This window comes from Streptomyces sp. NBC_01622 (assembly GCF_045209635.1).
GTDB lineage: Bacteria > Actinomycetota > Actinomycetes > Streptomycetales > Streptomycetaceae > Streptomyces.
On the sequence record NZ_CP109293.1, the window covers coordinates 5,603,798 to 5,622,408 of the forward strand.

General features: G+C 70.8%; 16 protein-coding genes. 14 read left to right on the plus strand and 2 right to left on the minus strand.

Translation table 11 applies throughout. The features are described from left to right. The first annotated feature begins 48 nt into the window (after positions 1–48). The 12 genes from OH768_RS25660 to OH768_RS25715 all read left to right on the plus strand — a co-directional run bounded on the left by OH768_RS25660 (position 49) and on the right by OH768_RS25715 (position 14,357). Complete coding sequence (locus OH768_RS25660) at positions 49–1,470, plus strand: ATP-binding protein (protein ID WP_406457320.1); 1,422 nt, start codon at positions 49–51, stop codon at positions 1,468–1,470. Positions 1,471–1,715: 245 nt separating this feature from the next. Beyond that, the gene (locus tag OH768_RS25665) at positions 1,716–2,357 is read left to right on the plus strand and encodes a SigE family RNA polymerase sigma factor (protein ID WP_406457322.1); all 642 of its coding nucleotides are present in this window, start codon (positions 1,716–1,718) and stop codon (positions 2,355–2,357) included. A 2-nt stretch (positions 2,358–2,359) separates the two neighbouring features. Then, positions 2,360–3,214 (plus strand): hypothetical protein, encoded by an 855-nt coding sequence (locus OH768_RS25670; RefSeq protein ID WP_406457324.1) that lies wholly within the window; start codon positions 2,360–2,362, stop codon positions 3,212–3,214. A 105-nt stretch (positions 3,215–3,319) separates the two neighbouring features. Further along, positions 3,320–4,276 carry a hypothetical protein gene (locus tag OH768_RS25675; protein ID WP_406457326.1) on the plus strand — a complete coding sequence of 319 codons (957 nt, stop codon included), beginning with the start codon at positions 3,320–3,322 and terminating at the stop codon, positions 4,274–4,276. Beyond that, positions 4,273–5,703 carry a peptidoglycan-binding protein gene (locus OH768_RS25680; protein ID WP_406457328.1) on the plus strand — a complete coding sequence of 477 codons (1,431 nt, stop codon included), beginning with the start codon at positions 4,273–4,275 and terminating at the stop codon, positions 5,701–5,703. Before OH768_RS25675 ends, OH768_RS25680 begins: the two co-directional genes overlap by 4 nt. Next, complete coding sequence (locus tag OH768_RS25685) at positions 5,700–6,410, plus strand: ABC transporter ATP-binding protein (protein WP_406457330.1); 711 nt, start codon at positions 5,700–5,702, stop codon at positions 6,408–6,410. The genes OH768_RS25680 and OH768_RS25685 overlap by 4 nt, the downstream gene beginning before the upstream one ends. Next, complete coding sequence (locus tag OH768_RS25690) at positions 6,407–7,648, plus strand: ABC transporter permease (protein WP_406457332.1); 1,242 nt, start codon at positions 6,407–6,409, stop codon at positions 7,646–7,648. The genes OH768_RS25685 and OH768_RS25690 overlap by 4 nt, the downstream gene beginning before the upstream one ends. Positions 7,649–7,727: 79 nt before the next feature. Further along, complete coding sequence (locus tag OH768_RS25695) at positions 7,728–8,675, plus strand: helix-turn-helix domain-containing protein (protein ID WP_406457334.1); 948 nt, start codon at positions 7,728–7,730, stop codon at positions 8,673–8,675. Positions 8,676–8,748: 73 nt separating this feature from the next. Next, positions 8,749–10,275, plus strand: a complete 1,527-nt coding sequence (locus OH768_RS25700; protein ID WP_406457336.1) for a GMC family oxidoreductase — start codon at positions 8,749–8,751, stop codon at positions 10,273–10,275. A 69-nt stretch (positions 10,276–10,344) separates the two neighbouring features. Next, positions 10,345–11,649, plus strand: coding sequence for a hypothetical protein (locus OH768_RS25705; RefSeq protein ID WP_406457338.1), 1,305 nt, complete (start codon positions 10,345–10,347; stop codon positions 11,647–11,649). A 250-nt stretch (positions 11,650–11,899) separates the two neighbouring features. Beyond that, the gene (locus OH768_RS25710; RefSeq protein WP_406457340.1) at positions 11,900–13,288 is read left to right on the plus strand and encodes an alpha/beta hydrolase-fold protein; all 1,389 of its coding nucleotides are present in this window, start codon (positions 11,900–11,902) and stop codon (positions 13,286–13,288) included. A 94-nt stretch (positions 13,289–13,382) separates the two neighbouring features. Continuing rightward, the gene (locus OH768_RS25715; RefSeq protein WP_406457342.1) at positions 13,383–14,357 is read left to right on the plus strand and encodes a cytochrome c oxidase assembly protein; all 975 of its coding nucleotides are present in this window, start codon (positions 13,383–13,385) and stop codon (positions 14,355–14,357) included. 7 nt (positions 14,358–14,364) lie between these two features. Here OH768_RS25715 and OH768_RS25720 read toward each other — a convergent pair whose 3' ends face one another. After that, positions 14,365–14,967, minus strand: a complete 603-nt coding sequence (locus OH768_RS25720; RefSeq protein WP_406457344.1) for a TetR/AcrR family transcriptional regulator — start codon at positions 14,965–14,967, stop codon at positions 14,365–14,367. Positions 14,968–15,075: 108 nt separating this feature from the next. Between OH768_RS25720 and OH768_RS25725 the strand changes: the two genes are divergently transcribed. Further along, positions 15,076–15,879 carry an SDR family oxidoreductase gene (locus OH768_RS25725; protein ID WP_406457346.1) on the plus strand — a complete coding sequence of 268 codons (804 nt, stop codon included), beginning with the start codon at positions 15,076–15,078 and terminating at the stop codon, positions 15,877–15,879. Next, the gene (locus OH768_RS25730) at positions 15,876–16,748 is read left to right on the plus strand and encodes a haloalkane dehalogenase (protein ID WP_406457348.1); all 873 of its coding nucleotides are present in this window, start codon (positions 15,876–15,878) and stop codon (positions 16,746–16,748) included. The genes OH768_RS25725 and OH768_RS25730 overlap by 4 nt, the downstream gene beginning before the upstream one ends. Positions 16,749–16,759: 11 nt before the next feature. Here OH768_RS25730 and OH768_RS25735 read toward each other — a convergent pair whose 3' ends face one another. Continuing rightward, a complete protein-coding gene (locus tag OH768_RS25735) occupies positions 16,760–18,520 on the minus strand; it encodes a copper resistance CopC/CopD family protein (protein WP_406457350.1) in 1,761 nt (586 codons plus the stop codon). Between the last annotated feature and the right edge of the window lie 91 nt (positions 18,521–18,611).

The following is an 18,611-nucleotide window of genomic DNA, read 5'->3' on the forward strand; positions in this document are numbered from 1 at the left end:
GACAGAGATACTATCTCCAGCGATACCATCACCCGTGGGAGGCTTGTCATGGGTCGCTTCATCGGGCGGGACCGAGAACTGACCGCGCTCGGCAACGCCTTGAAGTCGGTTCACGCTGCCGTCGGGTCGGCGAAACCAGGCCAGTGCATCCTCATGCGCGGACGGAGGCGGGTCGGCAAGTCCAGCCTCGTCGAGGAATTCCTCCGGCGCACCGAGACGCCGTACCTGTTCTTCACCGCGGCGGGCGGCACGGCGGAGGACGAGCTGACGGAGCTGCTCGACGCCGTCGCCAGATCCACTCTCCCGGAGCGGGAACTGTTCTCGGAGGAGACCCCGGGGCAGTGGAACGCCGCCTTCAGGCTGCTTGCGGAGATCCTGCCCGACGACAGCCCGAGCGTGGTCGTCATCGATGAGGTTCCCTGTCTCATGGACCGCGTCGACGCATTCGAGGGCACGCTCCAGCGGGCATGGGACCGGCTGCTCAGCCGCAAACCCGTGCTCCTCCTCCTGGTCGGCTCCGACCTGTCGATGATGGAGGCGCTGAACAGCTACGACCGTCCCTTCCATCAGCGGGGCCGGGAAATGGTCGTGGGGCCGCTGAACCCGGCAGACATCGGCGAGATGCTCGACCTTCCGTCGGCGGCCGCCTTCGATGCCGCCCTGATCACGGGCGGTCTCCCGCTGATCTGTGCGGAGTGGCGGTCAGGAGCCGATGTGTGGGAGTTCCTCCGCGACTCGCTGGACAACCCGATCTCGGCGCTGCTGGTCTCCGCCGAGCGCTCACTGGCTGCGGAGTTTCCGCCCCAGGCGATGAGCAGGGAAGTCCTGCGGGCCATCGGTAGCGGGGAACGAACCTTCACCAACATCGCGCGCTCCGCCGGTGGCATCGCCCACACCACTCTCACCCGGGCCACGGACGTCCTGACCGAGAAGCGGGTGGTGGCCGCCGAACTGCCCCTCTCACTGCGGCCGTCGAAGGAACGCCGCTACCGCGTGGCCGACCCCTACCTCCGGTTCTGGCTCGCGTTCCTGGATCCGCACATGGCGGAGATCGAGCGGATGCGGGGAGATCTCACGCTGAGCCGGGTCAGGGAGCAGTGGACGAGCTGGCGTGGCCGCGCGATCGAGCCCCTGGTCCGGGAATCCCTCGCCCGTCTCCTGCCGGACGAGCTCCTGCCCGCCGCCCCGGCGATCGGCGGGTACTGGACCCGGAGCAACGACGTCGAAATCGACCTGGTGGGCGCGGACAGGCAGCCTGTGGCCAAGAACCTGCTCTTCCTCGGCTCGATCAAGTGGCTGGAGAGCTCCGCGTTCGACAGCCACGACCTCGCCGCGCTGCAGAAGCACCGGGCGGCGATCACCGACGAGCCGCTACCGCTCGTGGCGGTCTCCCGCAACGGGACCAGTCGTTCTGGTCTCCAGGCGGCGTACGGCCCCGATGAACTGCTCAGCGCCTGGCGCAGGGCATGAGCGCCTCCTTCTACCGGCGGCCGTCAAGCTTCTACCGGCGGCCGTCAAGCCGGAGGAGCGAACGGGTTCTCCTCCGGTGCCGGTGGGGTGGTCGGCCAGGCCGGTCGGGGTGGGAGCGGGGTCCAGTCGGGGGTGCGTTGAAGAAATTTCTCGGGAGGTGACAACCTCCCACTCCTGTATGCCCGTTCCTCAGGCATGAAGTACTTCGCACCGCGCACCGCGCCGGTGCCGGGTGGAGGTGGCCTGTGATCCGGACGCCGGCCGGGCAGGACGTCTCCGGTGCCGGCGGTGTCGTCGAAAGCGGGCTGGACTTCGACGACTTCGCGCGCAGTCGGCAGGCGCATCTGCGGCGTTCGGCTCATCTGCTGTGCGGGGACTGGCACTTGGCCGAGGATCTGACGCAGACGGCGCTGGCGAAGCTGTACGCAGTGTGGCGTCGGGTGCGGCAGTTGGAGTCGCCGGACGGATACGCCCGGCGGGTGCTGTACCGGACCTTCATCGACGAGACCCGGCGCCGCCGCTGGTGGGAGCGGCCGGGGACACCCCAGGAGGACGTGGTGGCCCCGGCCTCGGACCCGGATCTGCGGCTGACGCTGCTGGACGCCCTGCGGCAGCTGCCGCCGCGCGGACGGGCGGTGCTGGTGCTGCGGTTCTGGGAGGACCAGAGCGTGGAGGCCACCGCGGCGGCGCTGGGGTGCAGCGTCGGCACGGTGAAGAGCCAGACCTCCCGGGGGCTGGGCACGCTCCGGCGCATCCTCGCCGACTCCGGCAAGGACTTCGGCGAAGACGGCTTCGGCAAGGACTTCGGAACCGGGAGCGGAGCGGCAGGACCCGGAACAGGACCTTCGACAGGAACCGGCACCGACTATCTGCGGGCGGAGTGGTGAGCATGGCGGGGAAGGGCGGTGACCAGTCCGACCAGTTCGCGGACTCGCCCGCGGCTGCGGACAAGCACGCGGATGCGTACGCCTACGAGTTCGCGTACGAGTCCCAACTGATCGACGTGTTCGGTGAGTTGGGCTCGGGGCCGGAGCCGCCCATGCCGGATCTGGTGCCGGGCGCGGTCGTGCGCGGCACGCGGATGCGTCGGCGGCGGCGGGTCGGGGCGGCCGTCAGCGCCGCGGTCATGGCGGGGGTGCTCGCGCTCGGCGGGCACGCGCTGCTGGCGCCCCGGCCGCAGAGCGCGCCGACGCTGCCCGCCGCGGAGCCGACGGTCTGGTATCCGTCGCTGGAGCTGCTGCGGTCGGTCCTGCCCGCGGGCGACGGCGCGGAGATCGAGGCCGGGAATCCGGGCCGGCCCCTGCGGCCCGGACGCTACTTCCGGGTGACCGCCGCCGACGGCAGCGTGACCGACGTCTACGTGGGCGTCAGCCGGACCGCCGTGGACCCGTCGTACGCCCCCCGGGCCCAGGCCTGCCTGGACGGCACCGGACATGTGCTCGCCTCGCCGTGGAACGGCCTGATCTACAGGTGCGCCCTGACCAGGCACGGGTCGGGCAGCGTGCTGCTCTACTACGTGTCCGACGCGGCACTGCCCAAGACGAGCAACCCCCGCGACAAGGACTCCTGGGCGACCGGTGCCACCTATCTGACCTCGGGCGGATGGTCGGTACAGGTGATCGCGGGCTCGCTCGACGAGGCCACCGACAGCGGGAGCCGCGGCGGTCCGTGGACGACTACTCCACTGGTCCAACTGGCCACCGACCCGCGCATCTTCGACGCCGTCAAGGAGACCGGCGGCTGAGCTGACGCACCCCTGGCACACATCTTGATCAACCCTGACAGGAAGAGTGGCATGAGCATGCCCAAAATTGATCCACCCGGAACTCCCATGACACGCATAACGCGCATGACCGACATCCGTGGCTCCCTGGTCACCGCACTCGCCGTCGGCCTGCTGCCCCTCCTCGCCGCCTGCGGTGGCGGCGACAGTGGCGGCGCAGGCGCCAAGTCGGCCGCGTCCAGCGGCAGTTCGGGCGGCGGATCCGGCGCCGCCACCACGACCACGGCCAACGGCGCCGTACAACTCACCGTCCCGGACGGCGTGGACGAGGCGACCAAGCAGCAGTACATCGAGGAGAACGCCATCGCGGTCTGCATGAAGAAGCAGGGCTTCACCTACACCCCGTACGTGCGGACCTCGGCGGCGGCCGATCCGCTCGCGGCGGTCGACGGGGAGGACTACGCGCGGGCGAAGCAGTTCCGGCAGAAGTACGGCTTCGGGTACTACGCCGGCGCCGTCTACCCGAACGACCCCAACGTCCCTTTCAGCAAAGCCGCGATGGCCAAGCGGACCTCACCCGTGGACCACGACGAGGACGGGCTGACCGACGCCCAGAAGAAGGCGTACGACATCGCGCTGAACGGTCCCCCGGCCAAGAGCAAGGCCGAGGAGAAGCCCGGCGGTTGCTCGGAGACCGGGCGGGTCGCGGCGCACGGGCCGGCGCTCAGCGCGGCGGCCCAGAAGAGCGCGGAGAAGGCCCGCGACGCCTCGAACCACGCCAACGGCCTCGCGCTCAACGGAGATCCCCAACTCGTCCAGCTCGCCCAGCAGTTCGCGACCTGTCTGACCGGGCAGGGCATCCCCGTCTCCACCACCCAGCCGACCGGCATGGTCGACATGGTCCGCCTCGACATCTCCCGGAAGCTGCCGGAGAACTTCATGTCGATGAGCAAGGACGTCGCGCTGCCCCTCCTCAACAAGGACATCGACATCGCCCTGAAGGACCTGGACTGCGGCAAGAAGTTCCGCGCCGCGTACTTCCCCGAGGAGAAGGCCAAGCCGTACTACGGGGAGGACGGATGAGCCGCCCGGAGGGGGAAGGCACGAGCCGGATCGGCAGCGGTCGTAGGCGACTTGGGCTCGTCGTGGGGGCCGTGGTGCTGGTCGGGGCCGGCGGGTGGTTCGCCGGGACGCAGGTGCAGTCGCCCGCGGACGCCGCCGCCTCGCATACGGCGCCGAAGGCCGGGCCGGTGACCGTGGCGGTCGTACGGCAGTCGCTCACCGCGAGTGTGGTGGCGACCGGGTCCGTCGAGTTCGCCTCGCCGCGGCCTCTTTCGCTGGCCGGGCCGGTCGGCAGCGGCGCGTCCTCGGGGTCGGACGGCAGTGAGGGTGCCGAGCAGCGGGTCACCAAGGCGCCGGTCGCCGGTACGAAGATCAAGGAGGGCGACGTACTGATGACGGTCAACGGCCGCCCGGTGTTCGCGCTCGGCGGCTCCGTGCCGATGTACCGCGCGCTGGGGCCCGGCACTTCGGGCGACGATGTGACGCAGCTTCAGAAAGCTTTGCAGCGCCTCGGGTTCGATCCCGGCGCGATCAGCGGGACGTACGGGCAGGGCACCGCCGGCGCCGTCGCCGCCTGGTACAAGAGCAAGGGGTACGACGCCCAGGAGCCGAGCCCCGCCGATCAGCAGCAGCTCGGCTCGCTCGAACAGGCCGTCTCCGCCGCGCAGGAGGCGCTCCTCACCACCGACTCCCCCGCCACCGGTTCCGCCTCCCCCAGTCCGCAGTCCAGCACCGATCAGCAGGTCCACAAGATCCAGGTCAAGTCCGCCCAGAAGGCGCTGGATCTGGCGAACGACGCGCTCAGCAGTTTCAAGGCCACCTACGGTACGAAGGTCCCGGCCGGCGAGGTCGTCTTCCTGCCGAAGCTGCCCGCGCGGCTGGACAAGGTGAGCGTGAAGACGGGCGACACCCCGTCCGGCCAGATCGGCACGGTGACCAGCTCCGACGTGGTGGTGCAGGCGGCCGTCCCCGGCACGGACGCACAGCTCCTGCGGCACGGGATGACCGCCCAACTGACCACGGCGGACGGCAAGTCGGCGACCGGCACGGTGGGCGTCGTGGCGGACGGTTCCGAGTCGTCCTCGGGCACGGGCTCCTCCGCCACGGCCCCCTCCGCCACCGGCGAGACCGACTCCGCCTCCACCTCCGACTCCACGGCCGCGGTCCAGGTGCGGATCACCGTCCCGGAGCCCGGGCCGCTCGCCGGGGAGGCCGGGGCCGCCGTGAAGGTGACCATCAAGGTCGGTGCCTCGGACGGCAAGGTGCTGACCGTGCCGATGGCCGCGATCCACACCTCGTCCGACGGGCGGGCCCGGGTCCAGGTCGAGCACGGCGGCACCGTGACCGACGTCCATGTCACCGTCGGGCTCTCCGCCGCCGGGATCGTCGAAGTCAAGCCCGCCGAGGGCACGTTGAAGGCGGGCGAGAGGGTGGTGGTGGGCGAGTGACCGCCACCGTGGTGGACACGGACACCGTCATCCAACTCACCGGTGTGGAGCGCACGTTCCCCTCCGAACCGCCCGTGCACGCCCTGCGTGACGTCCACTTGACCGTCCGGCGCGGCGAACACCTGGCCATCGTCGGCCCGTCCGGTTCCGGGAAGTCGACGCTGCTGAACACGCTCGGGCTGCTGGACCGGCCCACGGCGGGGTCGTATCGGCTGGACGGGGTGGAGACCACCGGGCTCGGGGATCTGGAGCGGACCTCGTTGCGCGGGAGCCGGATCGGGTTCGTGTTCCAGTCCTTCCATCTGCTGCCGTACCGGACGGTCGACGAGAACGTCATGCTGGCCGAGGCCTACCGCAGACCGCGTCCCGAACGCGGGCGCGGCGGGCGGCTCGCGCGTGCCCATCTGGCGCTGGAACAGGTGGGGTTGGGGCACCGGGTGGGTTTCCGGCCCGATCGGCTGTCCGGTGGTGAACGTCAACGGGTCGCCATCGCACGGGCGTTGCTCAGCGATCCGGCGCTGCTGCTCTGCGACGAGCCGACCGGCAACCTGGACACCGAGAACACCCTCTCCGTGCTGGAGCTCTTCGACGACCTGTGTGCCCAGGGGATGACCCTGGTCGTGATCACCCATGACGACGCGGTCAGCCGGCGGGCGGGCCGCCGGGTCCGGATCACCGACGGGCGCCTCACGACGGAGGACCGGTGACAGGGAGAAAAGGGCTGGTCGAGCGGCCCTGGATGGATCCGCGGGACCTGTGGACGGAGGCTCTCGCGGGGGTCCTCGCCCGGCCGGTGCGGTCCGCGCTCACCACGCTCGGCACGGTCCTCGGCATCACCACGCTCGTCATCACCATCGGGGTGGCGTCCACCGCGGGCAACCAGATCGTCGGCCGGTTCGACGCCCTCACCGCTACTTCGGTGACCGTGACCGTGCCGGCGCCGCTGCCCGGTGAGGAGGACGCCGGGCCGCTGGTGCCGTGGTCGGGGACCGATGCCGTAGGGCGGCTGGCGGGTGTGGTGGCGGTGGCGGCGCTCGCGGACTCGGACGCGACGGACAGCGTGCTGGTGCGGTCCAACGACGTGACCGCGCCCGGCGACATGTCCGGCCAGACCCTCGCCGTGCTCGCCGCCTCGGCGGGGCTGCCGGCCGCCGTGCACGGGGTGATGACGGCGGGGCGGTTCTACGACTCCGGGGACATCGCACGGCACGACCATGTGGTGGTGCTCGGCGACCAGGCGGCGAAGCTGCTCGGCATCAAGCGGGTGGAGGACGCGCCGGCGGTCTTCTTCAAGGGGCAGTCGTACACCGTGATCGGCATCCTCGGCGGGATCCGGCGCGAGCAGCGGCTGTCCACGGCGGTGATGGTGCCGCCCACCACCGCGGCCGACCGGATCGGGCTGACGGACATCACCCGAGTGCTGGTCGACACCGCGCTGGGAGCGGCGAAGCAGGTGGCGCGGCAGGCACCGATCGCGCTGGCGCCCGGACACCAGGACTCGCTCTCCGTCGAGGCGCCGCCCGACCTGTCCAAGGCGCGGGCCGGGGTCCAGAACGACACCAACAGTCTCTTCCTCGTCCTCGGGCTGGTCTCGCTCGTGGTGGGTGCGATCGGCATCGCCAATGTGACCCTGGTGACGGTGATGGAACGCGTCGGCGAGATCGGGCTGCGGCGCTCGCTGGGCGCGTCCCGGCGGCAGGTGGCCGGGCAGTTCCTGCTCGAATCGACGACGATCGGGCTGCTCGGCGGGGTCGTCGGCGCGGCCCTGGGCATCGCGGTCGTGGTGTGCGTCGCCGTGTTCAAGGAGTGGACGCCGGTGCTCGATCTGCGGCTCGCGCTCGGCGCCCCGCTCGCCGGGGCCCTCGTCGGACTCCTCGCGGGCCTCTACCCCTCGCTGCGCGCCGCCCGCATGGAACCGGTGGACGCGCTGCGCGCACCCTCGTAGAAGCACGACCGGGACAGGGGGCCGACCTCCTGACTTACACTCCTCGGGCCCGGTGCCGGAGCGGTGAGGGGAGCGGCGGATGTCCTCGATCACGACGCCTCGTGCGGAGAACTCCGCGACGCGGCTGGAGTTCTGGCGCGACATCGTCAGCCGCAACTTCGTGCCGCTGGAGATCGTGCCGCGTGAAGGGCCCGATTTCCACGCGCAGTTGAGGATCGCGCGGGTCGGTGAGGTGCGGGTGTCCGTCGTGGCCACCCCGCCGCACACGGCACGCACCAGGCGCCCGGCCGGCTCGGACGCGTCCGACCACGTGAAGGTCAGCCTCCAGCTGACCGGGCACTGCGTCCTCACCCAGGGCGATCACCAAGCCGAGCTGAAACCGGGCGAGTTGGCGGTCTACGACACCCGCAGGCCGTACACCCTCGACACCGACCGGCCCGGCCGCAGTCTGGCCCTGATGTTCCCGCGGGCCATGCTGCGGCTGCCGGAACGGGAGTTGGCACGCGTGACGGCGGTCTCGGTGTCGTGCCGGGACGGGCTCGGCACGGTCGTGCGCCCCTTCCTGTACGGACTGGCCCGCCAGGTGGACGAGTTGGAGTCGCTGGGCACTCCCCGGCTGGCCGACAACGTGGCCGATCTGCTCGGCACCCTCCTCGCGGAACACACCGGCGCGGACCTGGTGCGGGGACCCGACGACGGCCGCGAGGTGCTCACCCGGCGCATCCTCGCCTACATGGAACAGCGGTTCTACGACCCGGAGTTGGCGCCGGAGCAGATCGCGTCCGCCCACCACGTCTCCCGGCGCTACCTCTACAAACTCCTCGCCGAGCACGGGTACACCGTCTCCGGCTGGATCCGCGAACAGCGGCTCGCCCACTGCCGCCGCGACCTCACCGATCCGGCCCTGGCCCACCTCCCGGTCGGCGCGATCGGCAGCCGCTGGGGCTTTCCGGGCCCGGCCCACTTCAGCCACGCCTTCAGGACGGCGTACGGCATGAGCCCGAGCGAGGCCCGCGCGGCGCAGTGACCGTGCTCAGTGCGGCAACTCCCCGTGCACCGCGGCGAAAGCCGTGCCGGTCGGCGGACGGCACTCTTCCGCCATGGAAGCCTTGCAGAAGACATACGACCACATCGTCGTGGGCGCCGGTTCGGCCGGCTGTGTCGTCGCGCGCCGGCTCGTGGACGCCGGCCGCAGCGTCCTGCTGATCGAGGCCGGCGGCCAGGACGACAACCCGGCCATCCACGACCCGGGCCGCATGTGGGAGCTGTGGACCTCGCCCGAGGACTACGCCTACCTCACCGAACCCCAGCAACACGCCGACGGCACAAGGGTGTTCTGGCCGCGCGGCAAGGTCGTCGGCGGGACCAGCGCCATCAACGCGATGATCTACGTCCGCGGCCACCGCTCGGACTACGACGACTGGGCCGGCCGGTACGGGGCCACCGGCTGGTCGTACGACGAGGTCCTGCCGTACTTCAAACGCTCGGAGGACTTCGAGGACGGCCCCTCGGAGTACCACGGGTCGGGCGGTCCGCTGCCGGTCACCCGCAACCACTCGCCGAACCCGGTGTCCGTCGCGTTCGTGGAGGCGTGCGAGCAGTACGGGATCCCGTACAACGACGACTGCAACGGCGAGGAGATCCTCGGCGTCAACCTGCTCCACCTCAATGTGCGCGACGGGCGGCGGGTCAGCGCGTGGACGGCGTTCGTCCAACCCGTGCTGGACAGCCCGCTGTTGACCGTGCTGACCGGTGCGCCGGTGGTCCGGGTGCTCGTCGGGGGCGGGCGCGTGTGCGGGGTCGAGGTCGTCGAGGGCGGCCGGACCGCCGCCGTACGGAGTGCGGGCGATGTCGTGCTGTCCGGCGGGACGATCGGCTCGGCGCAGTTGCTGCTGCTCAGCGGGATCGGACCCGCCGACGAACTGCGGGCTCTCGGCATCGGCGTGGTCGCCGATCTGCCGGGGGTCGGGGCCAATCTGCACGATCACGCGCTCGCCCCGGTGGTGTACGAGTCGGCGCGGCCGGTGCCGGCGGGGACGTCCAACAAGATCGAGGCGCAGTACTTCGCGAAGACCGATCCGGCGCTGTCCGCCCCCGACCTGCAGCCGGTGATGTCCCACGTGCCGCTGCCCGTCGTAGGACAGGACGTGCCGGCGGAGGGGCACGGGTACAGCCTCGCGCCGGGCACGATCCGGACGCTGAGCCGGGGCCGGCTGTGGCTGCGGTCCGCCGATCCGGGCGAGGCGCCCGCGCTCGATCCGCGGTACTTCGAGGAGCCGTACGACCTGCGGGCGATGGTGACGGCGGTCAAGCAGGCGCGGGAGATCGGGGAGCAGAAGGCGCTCGGGGAGTGGCGGGCGCGGGAGGTCGCGCCCGGGCCGGGGGTGGTGACGGACGACGAGATCGCCGCGTATGTGAAGCGGAACCTGGCCAGTTACCACCATCAGGTGGGGACGTGCCGGATGGGCACCGGGCCCGACGCGGTCGTGGATCCGCTGCTGCGGGTGCACGGGGTGCCGGGGCTGCGGGTCGCGGACGCGTCGGTCATGCCGGCCGTGCCGTCGGGCAACACGCATGCGCCGACCGTGATGATCGGCGAGCGGTGCGCGGAGTTCCTGCTCGGCTGATCTCCCGTTGCGGGGTGCCCCGGGCCGGGTTGAGGTGGGGCAGAACGCAGCTCACCGAAGGAGTCCGTCGTGGTGGACAGGCGCAGGTTCATCGTGGGGTCCGGTGCCGTCGGCGCCCTCGCCGTGCTCGGCGGGACGGCCGGGTGCACGGCGCGGACCGAGGGCGAGGCCGTGAGCGCGACGGCTCCGGCCGGCGGTCATGTCCGGGGCGCCACCGCGATCACCAAGGTCTACGGCGACGGCCAGAAGCTGGTCGCGGTGGCGGTCGAGTACGACGCCGACATCACCGGTTCGGCCCTGTCGACGTCGACGTTCAAGGTCACCGGCCGGACCGTCACCAAGGTCTACGCGAACCGCTCCGCCGACCTCGCCGAGCGGGGCAGGGACGGGCGCTACGTCATCGTCGAGATGTCGCCGGACGACAAGGCGGCGGCGCTGTGGGTGACTCAGCAGGGCGGCGGCACCGCGTCCGGTTCCTCGCCCACCGGTACCTCCAGCGCGGCCCCCGGCGGAGGCGGTCCGAAGGTCGGGGACAGCACGCCGGGCGGGACCATCGTCGCCGCGAAGGCGACCGTCACCCAGACCGGCACCGTCACCACCACCCACGGCACCCGCTACCCCGCGAGCGGTACGAAGGTGACCACGAGCGCGGTGAAGAACCTGATCGTGGACGACTTCCGGCAGTTCACCTTCACCGACCCGGTGACGAAACAGACCCTGAAGTGCAACCTGTTCGTCCCCAAGGGCTACGACCACCGCAAGCGCTACCCGCTGGTGCTGTTCATGCATGACGCGAGCGTGGTGAACGTGGCGACGCAGGGTCCCCTGGTGCAGGGCCTCGGCGCGGTGTGCTGGGCGAGCCCCGAGGACCAGGCCCGGCACGAGGCCTTCGTGCTCGCGCCCGAGTACGACTCCGTCGTGATCGACGACACCTACAAACCGTCGCCCCTCTTCGACACCACCGCCCATCTCGTGCGGGCGCTCACGAAGACGTACAGCCTCGACGGGAAACGGCTCTACGCCACCGGGCAGTGGCCGGCGGACCAGGCGAAGCCGTTGGCGAAAAAGAAACTCTGGATCGTCGTCTCGCAGGAAGACGACAAGTCCTACTCCGGCGAGAACGCCATCACGAAGGTCGTCAAGGAGCAGGGCACGGCCGTGGCGACCGCGGTGTGGGACGGGCGCTCCACGGGCGCCCGGTTCGCCGCCGACGTGCGGAGCCTCAAGGCACAGAAGGAGCCGGTCAACTATGCCGCGTTCAAGACCGGCACGGTCGTGCCGAAGGGCTCGGCGACCAGTGCGCACATGGCCACCTGGCACGTCGCCTACACGATTCCCGGCATCCGGGAGTGGGTCATGGACCAGTCCCTCTGAGTTCGCTCTGAATATGACCTGTTTTCGTCGTCGAATTTCCGCCGACGCCGAATCGGTCGAATGCCGGTCAATAATTGCGGCGCAATGACTCGCGCCAGCTAAGGTTGCGCGAAGCGAATTCATCGGTACGACCAGGGAACTTCTGCGTCCCCTGTGAAAATGCTTCTTCTTTCGCGTATCGCTTCACAGATTGAGGCAGGACAGTGGCGCCCGGCAGCCCTGACAACCTCGATCGAAGGAGCTCACCTTCATGGACAGGCGTAGGTTCATGGCCGGTACCGCGACCGCGACGGCGGGGGCCCTGGTGGTGTTCGCCGGCGCGTCCCCCAGCTCGGCGCAGGAGGCGAGCGGGACGGGCGCGCCCGCCTCGGACGGAGACCATGTGAAGGGTCTCACCGCCATCACCCAGGTCTTCGGAGCCGGGCAGAAGCTCGTCGCGGTGGCGGTCGAGTACGACAGAGAGATCGACGGGCGGACGCTGTCGACGTCGACGTTCACGGTCACCGACCGCACCGTGACCAAGGTCTACACGAACCGCTCCGCCGACCTCGCCGAGCGGGCGCGCTACGGCCGCTACGTCATCGTCGAGCTGTCCCCGGACGACACTGCGGCGGCCCTGTGGGTGACCCAGCAGGGCGGCGGCACCCCGCCCACCGGCGGTACCGGCACCGGCGACTCCGGCGGCGGGGTCGGGGCGGGCGGCCCGAAGGTCGGCGACACCACCCCCGGAGGGACCATCGTCGCCGCGAAGGCCACGCTCACGCAGGCAGGCACGGTCACCACGGCCCACGGCACGCAGTACCCCGCGAGCACTACGGCGCTGACCACCGACGGGGTGAAGAACCTGATCGTCGACGACTTCCAGCAGTTCACCTTCGCCGACCCGGTGACCGGTCAGACCCTGAACTACAACCTGTTCGTGCCCAAGGACTACAACCCGCGCAAGAGCTACCCGCTGGTGCTGTTCATGCACGACGCGAGCGTGGTCAACGTGGCCACCGAAGGTCCCCTGGTGCAGGGGCTGGGCGCGGTGTGCTGGGCGAGCCCGGAGGACCAGGCCCGGCACGAGGCGTTCGTGCTCGCGCCCGAGTACGGCTCCGTCGTGATCGACGACGACTACCTGCCGTCGACGCTGTTCGACGCCACCGCCAACCTCGTCGAGTCCGTGACGCAGCAGTACAGCATCGACCGCAAGCGCCGCTACACGACCGGTCAGTCGATGGGCGCGATGATGTCTCTCGGCCTCAACATCAAGTACCCCGACCTGTTCGCGGCGGCGTTCATCGTGGCCGGGCAGTGGCCGGAGGCGCAGGCCGCGCTGCTGGCGAAGAAGGACCTGTGGATCCTGGTCTCCGCCGACGACACCAAGGCCTACCCCGGCGAGCAGGCCATCACCGCCGTCATCCAGGAGCAGGGCACGCAGGTCAGCACCGCGCTGTGGGACGGGCAGTCCACCGCCGCCGAGTTCGCGGCCGACGTACGCAGCATGAAGGCGCAGCGGACGCCGGTGAACTTCGCCGCGTTCGAGGCCGGCACGGTCGTACCGGCGGGCTCGACGACCAGTGCGCACATGGCCACCTGGCAGGTCGCCTACACCATCCCCGGCATCCGGGACTGGATCATGCGCCAGTCGATGTAACGGTGCTCCGCCACGGGGGCGGGTCCTCGCCGCGGCACTCGGCGGCATAGAGTGCTGCGGCAGATCCGGCAGGCGTGGGTGGAGGTAGATCGTGATGGAGAACCTGCCACAGCTCACCGTGGGACGGCTGTTCTCCTCCTGGCAGGCGGACGTCCCCGCGCTGCTGGTCGTCGTGCTCCTCGGCGGCCTGTACGGCTGGGGCGTCCTGCGGCTGAGGCGGCGCGGCGAGTCCTGGCCGGTGGCGCGGACCGTCGCGTTCGCGCTGTTCGGGCTCGGCACGATCGTGGTCGCCACGATGTCCGCGCTCGCCGTGTACGACCGGGTGCTGTTCTGGCCGGCCGCCGTCCAGAACGTCCTCCTGGACCTGATCGCCCCGCTCGGCCTGGCCCTCGGCGATCCGCTGCGGCTGGCTCTGCGCGCCCTGCCCGAACGCGCGGCGGCTCGGGCGCGGGGAGCACTGACGGGCCGCCTGCTACGGCTGCTCACCTTCCCCCTGGTCAGCACGGCCCTCGTGCTGACGACAGAACTGACGATCTACTTCACGCCGTACTTCGAAACAGCTCTGGCCAACGGCTGGCTGCACCAGCTGATGTACCTCCAACTGCTGCTCGCCGGGAGCCTGTTCGTCCTGCCCGTGCTCACCCGCGAGGAGGCGCTGCCCGCCTGGTGCACGCATCCGGTGCGGGCGGCGCTGGTGTTCGTCGACGGGATCATCGACGCGGTGCCGGGCATCGTGGTGATGACCCACGGCACGCTGATCGCCGGTTCCTGGTACCTCGCCCACTCCCCGTCCTGGGCGCCGGACGTCCAGCACGACCAGCAGCTCGGCGGCGGCGCGATGGTAGGCATCGCCGAACTGGTCGCCCTCCCCTTCCTGCTCGCGATCCTGGTCCAGTGGGCCCGCACCGAACGCGCCGAGACGGTCGCGCTGGACCGGCGGCTGGACACGGAACTGGAGCGGGTTACGGCGGTGGAGGCGACTGCGGTCGCCGAGGGTCCTGAACTCGTCCGCCCCTGGTGGGAGACCGAGAACAGCGAGGTCGCGCAGCGCATCCGGGGCCAGCGGTAGGAGTTGCTCAGGCCACGGTCAGGGCATCCAACTCCCGTATGAGCCGGGCCCCTTCGCGGGTCATGATCTCCGGGTCGCGCAGGGCGTTGGAGAGCAACGACATGCCCTGGTAGGCGGCGACGAGGGTCAGGGAGAGCCCCTCGGGATCGGCCGCGCCGAGCTGCCGGTACTGCTCCTCCACCCAGTCCACCAGCCGCCGTATGACCTGCCCCGCGGCGAGATCGAGGCCGTCCTCGTAGCGTTTGTCCAGCTCTGCGGCGAGGGTGCCCATGGGGCAGCCGTGGCGGGCCGCGATGTCCTTCTGGTCGACCCAGCCGCCGACGAGGGCCTTGAGGCGTTCGCGCGGGTCGGGGAGCTGGTCTAGGCGTGCGGTCAGGGTCGCGAGGTTGCCGGTGTGCTCGGAGAGGGCGGCCTCGATCAGCTCGTCCTTGGTCTTGAAGTAGTAGTAGACGTTGCCCGTCGGGACGTCGGCGGCGCGGGCGATGTCGGCGATGGTCGTGCGCTCCACGCCCTGCTCGTGCAGGACCCGGGCGGTGGCGGTGGTCAGCCGCTGCCGCTTGCCGACGGCGGCAGCGGACCGGGCGGGCCTGGAATCCTTTGAGTCAGTCACCTGACTAACTATAGACAACGGGCGGGTCGGTCGTGCTAGCGTCATCCCTGACGGAGTTAGTCAGCCAACTAACTCACAAAGGCTCACACATGCGACGGGGGTAGCGACATGATCGTGGTGACGGGTGCGACCGGGAACGTGGGGCGGACGCTGGTGCGGATCCTCACGGAGGACGGGGTCCCGGTGACGGCGGTGGCCCGGAACATCGGCGGGCCGGGGACGGTGGCAGCCGACCTGGCCGAACCGGAAGGCCTGCGGGGCGCGTTCGAGGGCGCGGACGCACTGTTCCTGCTGGTGGCGGGCGAACGGCCGTACGACGTCCTGGACGTGGCCAAGGCGGCCGGTGTCCGCAAGGTGGTGCTGGTGTCCTCGCAGGGAGCGGGGACCCGGCCGGAGACATACGCACAACCGCGTCAATTCGAGGCGGCCGTAAGGGAGTCGGGGCTCGACTGGACGATCCTGCGGCCGGGCGGGCTGGACAGCAACGCGTACGCCTGGGCCGAGTCGATCCGTGCCCGGCGCACGGCGGCGGCACCCTTCGGTGACGTGGGCCTGCCGTTCGTGGACCCCGACGACGTGGCAGCGGTCGCCGCCACTGTCCTGTGCGAGGACGCACACGCGGGCGCGACCTACACCCTGACCGGTCCGGCGCCTACGACACCCCGTGCGCGGGCGGCGGCGATAGCGAGGGCACTGGGCGAGCCGGTGACCTTCACGGAGCAGTCCCGCGCGGAGGCGTATGACCTGATGGCACGGTTCATGCCACTGCCCGTGGTCGAGGGCACGCTGGCCATCCTGGGCGAGCCGACCGAGCAGGAGCAGCGGGTCAGCCCGGACGCGGAGCGGGTGCTGGGGCGGGCGCCGGGTACGTTCGCGGCCTGGGCGGAGCGCAACGCGGCGGCCTTCCGGTGACGGCCTCGCAGGTGACCCACGTCCTCGACTCGACCATCTCCCACCGGGAGTCGGGCACCGGAGTACCGATCGTCTTCCTGCACGGCAACCCGACCTCGTCGCACCTGTGGCGGAACGTCCTGCCGGGTGTGACGTCCGGGCGCCTGCTGGTCCCCGACCTCATCGGCATGGGCGCGTCGGGCAAGCCGGACATCGCGTACAGCTTCGCCGACCAGGCCCGCTATCTGGACGCCTGGTTCGACGCGCTCGGGCTGCGGGACGTGGTGCTGGTGGGGCACGACTGGGGCGGCGCCCTGGCCTTCGACTGGGCCACGCGCCATCCGGACCGGGTGCGGGGCATCGCGTTCACGGAGACCATCGTCAAGCCGATGACCTGGGAGGAGTTCCCCGAAGGGGGCAGGGAGCTGTTCCGGGCGATCAAGACGGACGGTGTCGGCGAGACCATGATCCTCGACGAGAACGCCTTCATCGAACAGGCCCTGCCCGCCGCCTCCGCGACCCCGCTCGCGCCGGCCGACCTCGCCGCCTACCGCGAGCCGTACCCGACCCGGGAGAGCCGCCGCCCCCTCCTGCGCTGGGCGCGCTCGATGCCGCTGGGCGGCGAACCCGCCGACGTCGTGGCCAGGATCGAGGCGTACGACCGCTGGCTGACGGCCAGCCCCGACGTGCCCAAGCTGCTGCTCACGTTCGCACCCGGGGCGGGGACGATGATGAACTCGGACATCATCGCCTGGTGCGCTGCGAACATCGCGGCCCTGGAGATCGAGCACTCCGACACCGTGGCCGGCCACCACACACCGGAGGACCAGCCGGAGGTGATCGCCGGCGCGATATCGGGGTGGGTGAAGCGGCACGGCCTCCACGCCTGAGAAGCCATGGCCTACCGCACGATCCGCACCCGCCGCTCCACGCTCACCTGGTCGATGTCCGACGTCCTGACCGTCACCTTCATCGTCCAGGTGCCGGCGATGGGGAGGTTGAGGGTGTTGGTGCCCCAGTAGCCGCCCTCGTCCTTGATGTTGGCGTCGAGGGGGCCGATCTTCTGGGACGGGAGGGTGAAGGAGAGGCGGAGTTCGGGGACCGTGGCGAAGCCGCCGTCGGGACCGTAGACGACCGCCTCGACCGAGTTCTCGCCGACGCGGCCGGGGTCCAGGGTGATCTGTACCTTGCCGCCGGCGTCGCCTACGCGGAAGGGGACCGTGGTGACGGAGGCCGCGGGGATCCCGGCAGGGGTCGCCGTCTGCTGGGCCTCCGCCGCCGCCCGGCCGGGCAGTGTGTTGGTCAGCAGGGTGGTGATCACCAACACGGTGACGCCGACGGCGACTTCGAGCAGGACCGAGCGGCGCAGGCCGCGGTGGTATCCGTCCGGGGAGCCGTCACCGGCACCGGGATCCGGGAGGCCCTCGCCCTCACCGTGGCCGGTGGAAGACGACGTCCCCTCTGCCCCCGTCTTCACCAACTCCGGTACCTGGAGCGGCACTTCAGCCCCGGCCAGCCGTGCCGTCCACTGTCGTGACCAGGCCGCCGCCGCGAGCAGCAGTACCACCGCGCCGAGTTTCACCAGCAGGATGCGGCCGTAGGACGTGCCGGTCAGGGCGTTCCAGGAGCCGAGGCCGCGCCAGGACTGGTAGACGCCGGTGACGACCAGGACGGTGACCGAGATGAAGGCGAGGCGGGAGAAGCGGGCCACCGGGGCCGCGTCGAGGCCGGGTGAGCGGTAGAGGACGGTCAGGAGGGCCGTGAGGCCGCCCAGCCAGACCGACATCGCGAGCAGGTGCAGGACCGCCGATGTCATCGCCACCGGTACCTGGATCCCGGCGGACGCGTGTTCCGCCGACGCCCAGGTCAGCGCCAGAGCGACCGCCAGCCCGGCACCTGTCCGGAGGGCGACCCGTCCGAACCGCTCCCGTCCCCGGAGTCGTAGGAGGAAGAAGGCCGTTGCGGCGAGGAGGAGCAGGCGGGCCGCCAGGGCCTGGCCGGGGCGAGTCATCAAGGTTCTGGGGAGGGCGGCGGGGTCGAAAGCCGTGGCCAGGCCCGTGCCCGCCTCGTAGGGGGCGCGGAGGATCAGGAGGGCCAGGGTTGACGCCAGGAGGGTCCACCAACCCGCCATGATCGGCTTGTTGAGGACCGTGGGGTTCGGGGGGCGGCACAGGGCCATGAAGGTGGCCGTGCCGATGAGGAGGGCCGCGGCTATGTACGCGAAGTAGCGGGCTATGTCGTACAGGCTGCCCGTCAACGGGTTCTCGTTCGGGGCCGTGCTGATCGGGGTGGTGGTGGCGGAGGGTTTGCCGACGGAGAAGGTGAAGGCGCCCGAGACGGGGTGGCTGTCGGCCGAGACGACGCGCCAGGCGACCGTGAAGGTGCCGGTGCCGAGCTCGGCCGGGAGGGTGACGCTCGCCGTGTCGCCGGCGTCCTTCGCGTGGTGCGCGGAACTCGTCTTCACCCGCCGGTTGTCGGGGTCGTAGACGCGGAAGGAGTCGTCGAGCAGGGCGACGGACTCGGAGAAGGTGAGGGTGAGGGAGCGGGGGGCAGACTTGAGGACGCTTCCGTCGGCGGGGTCGGTGGATTCGAGGGCGGCGTGCGCGGACGCGGTGCCCGCGCTGCCGAGGAGGAGCAGGACCAGCACGGTGCCCAGCAGCACCAGCCCTTGAACTCCTCGCCGGCGGGTGCCTCGGTAGTCTCCCTTGACTCCGTCGCGTCCAAAACGCTGTCCCTCGTTCCGTCGTCGGCGC

Bases quoted from the DNA above. Each gene is read 5' to 3' on its own strand.
- OH768_RS25700 (WP_406457336.1), top strand. From the start codon at position 8,749: ATGGAAGCCTTGCAGAAGACATACGACCACATCGTCGTGGGCGCCGGT.
- OH768_RS25675 (WP_406457326.1), top strand. From the start codon at position 3,320: ATGACCGACATCCGTGGCTCCCTGGTCACCGCACTCGCCGTCGGCCTG.
- OH768_RS25660 (WP_406457320.1), top strand. From the start codon at position 49: ATGGGTCGCTTCATCGGGCGGGACCGAGAACTGACCGCGCTCGGCAAC.
- OH768_RS25670 (WP_406457324.1), top strand. From the start codon at position 2,360: ATGGCGGGGAAGGGCGGTGACCAGTCCGACCAGTTCGCGGACTCGCCC.
- OH768_RS25695 (WP_406457334.1), top strand. From the start codon at position 7,728: ATGTCCTCGATCACGACGCCTCGTGCGGAGAACTCCGCGACGCGGCTG.
- OH768_RS25710 (WP_406457340.1), top strand. From the start codon at position 11,900: ATGGACAGGCGTAGGTTCATGGCCGGTACCGCGACCGCGACGGCGGGG.
- OH768_RS25725 (WP_406457346.1), top strand. From the start codon at position 15,076: ATGATCGTGGTGACGGGTGCGACCGGGAACGTGGGGCGGACGCTGGTG.
- OH768_RS25680 (WP_406457328.1), top strand. From the start codon at position 4,273: ATGAGCCGCCCGGAGGGGGAAGGCACGAGCCGGATCGGCAGCGGTCGT.
- OH768_RS25715 (WP_406457342.1), top strand. From the start codon at position 13,383: ATGGAGAACCTGCCACAGCTCACCGTGGGACGGCTGTTCTCCTCCTGG.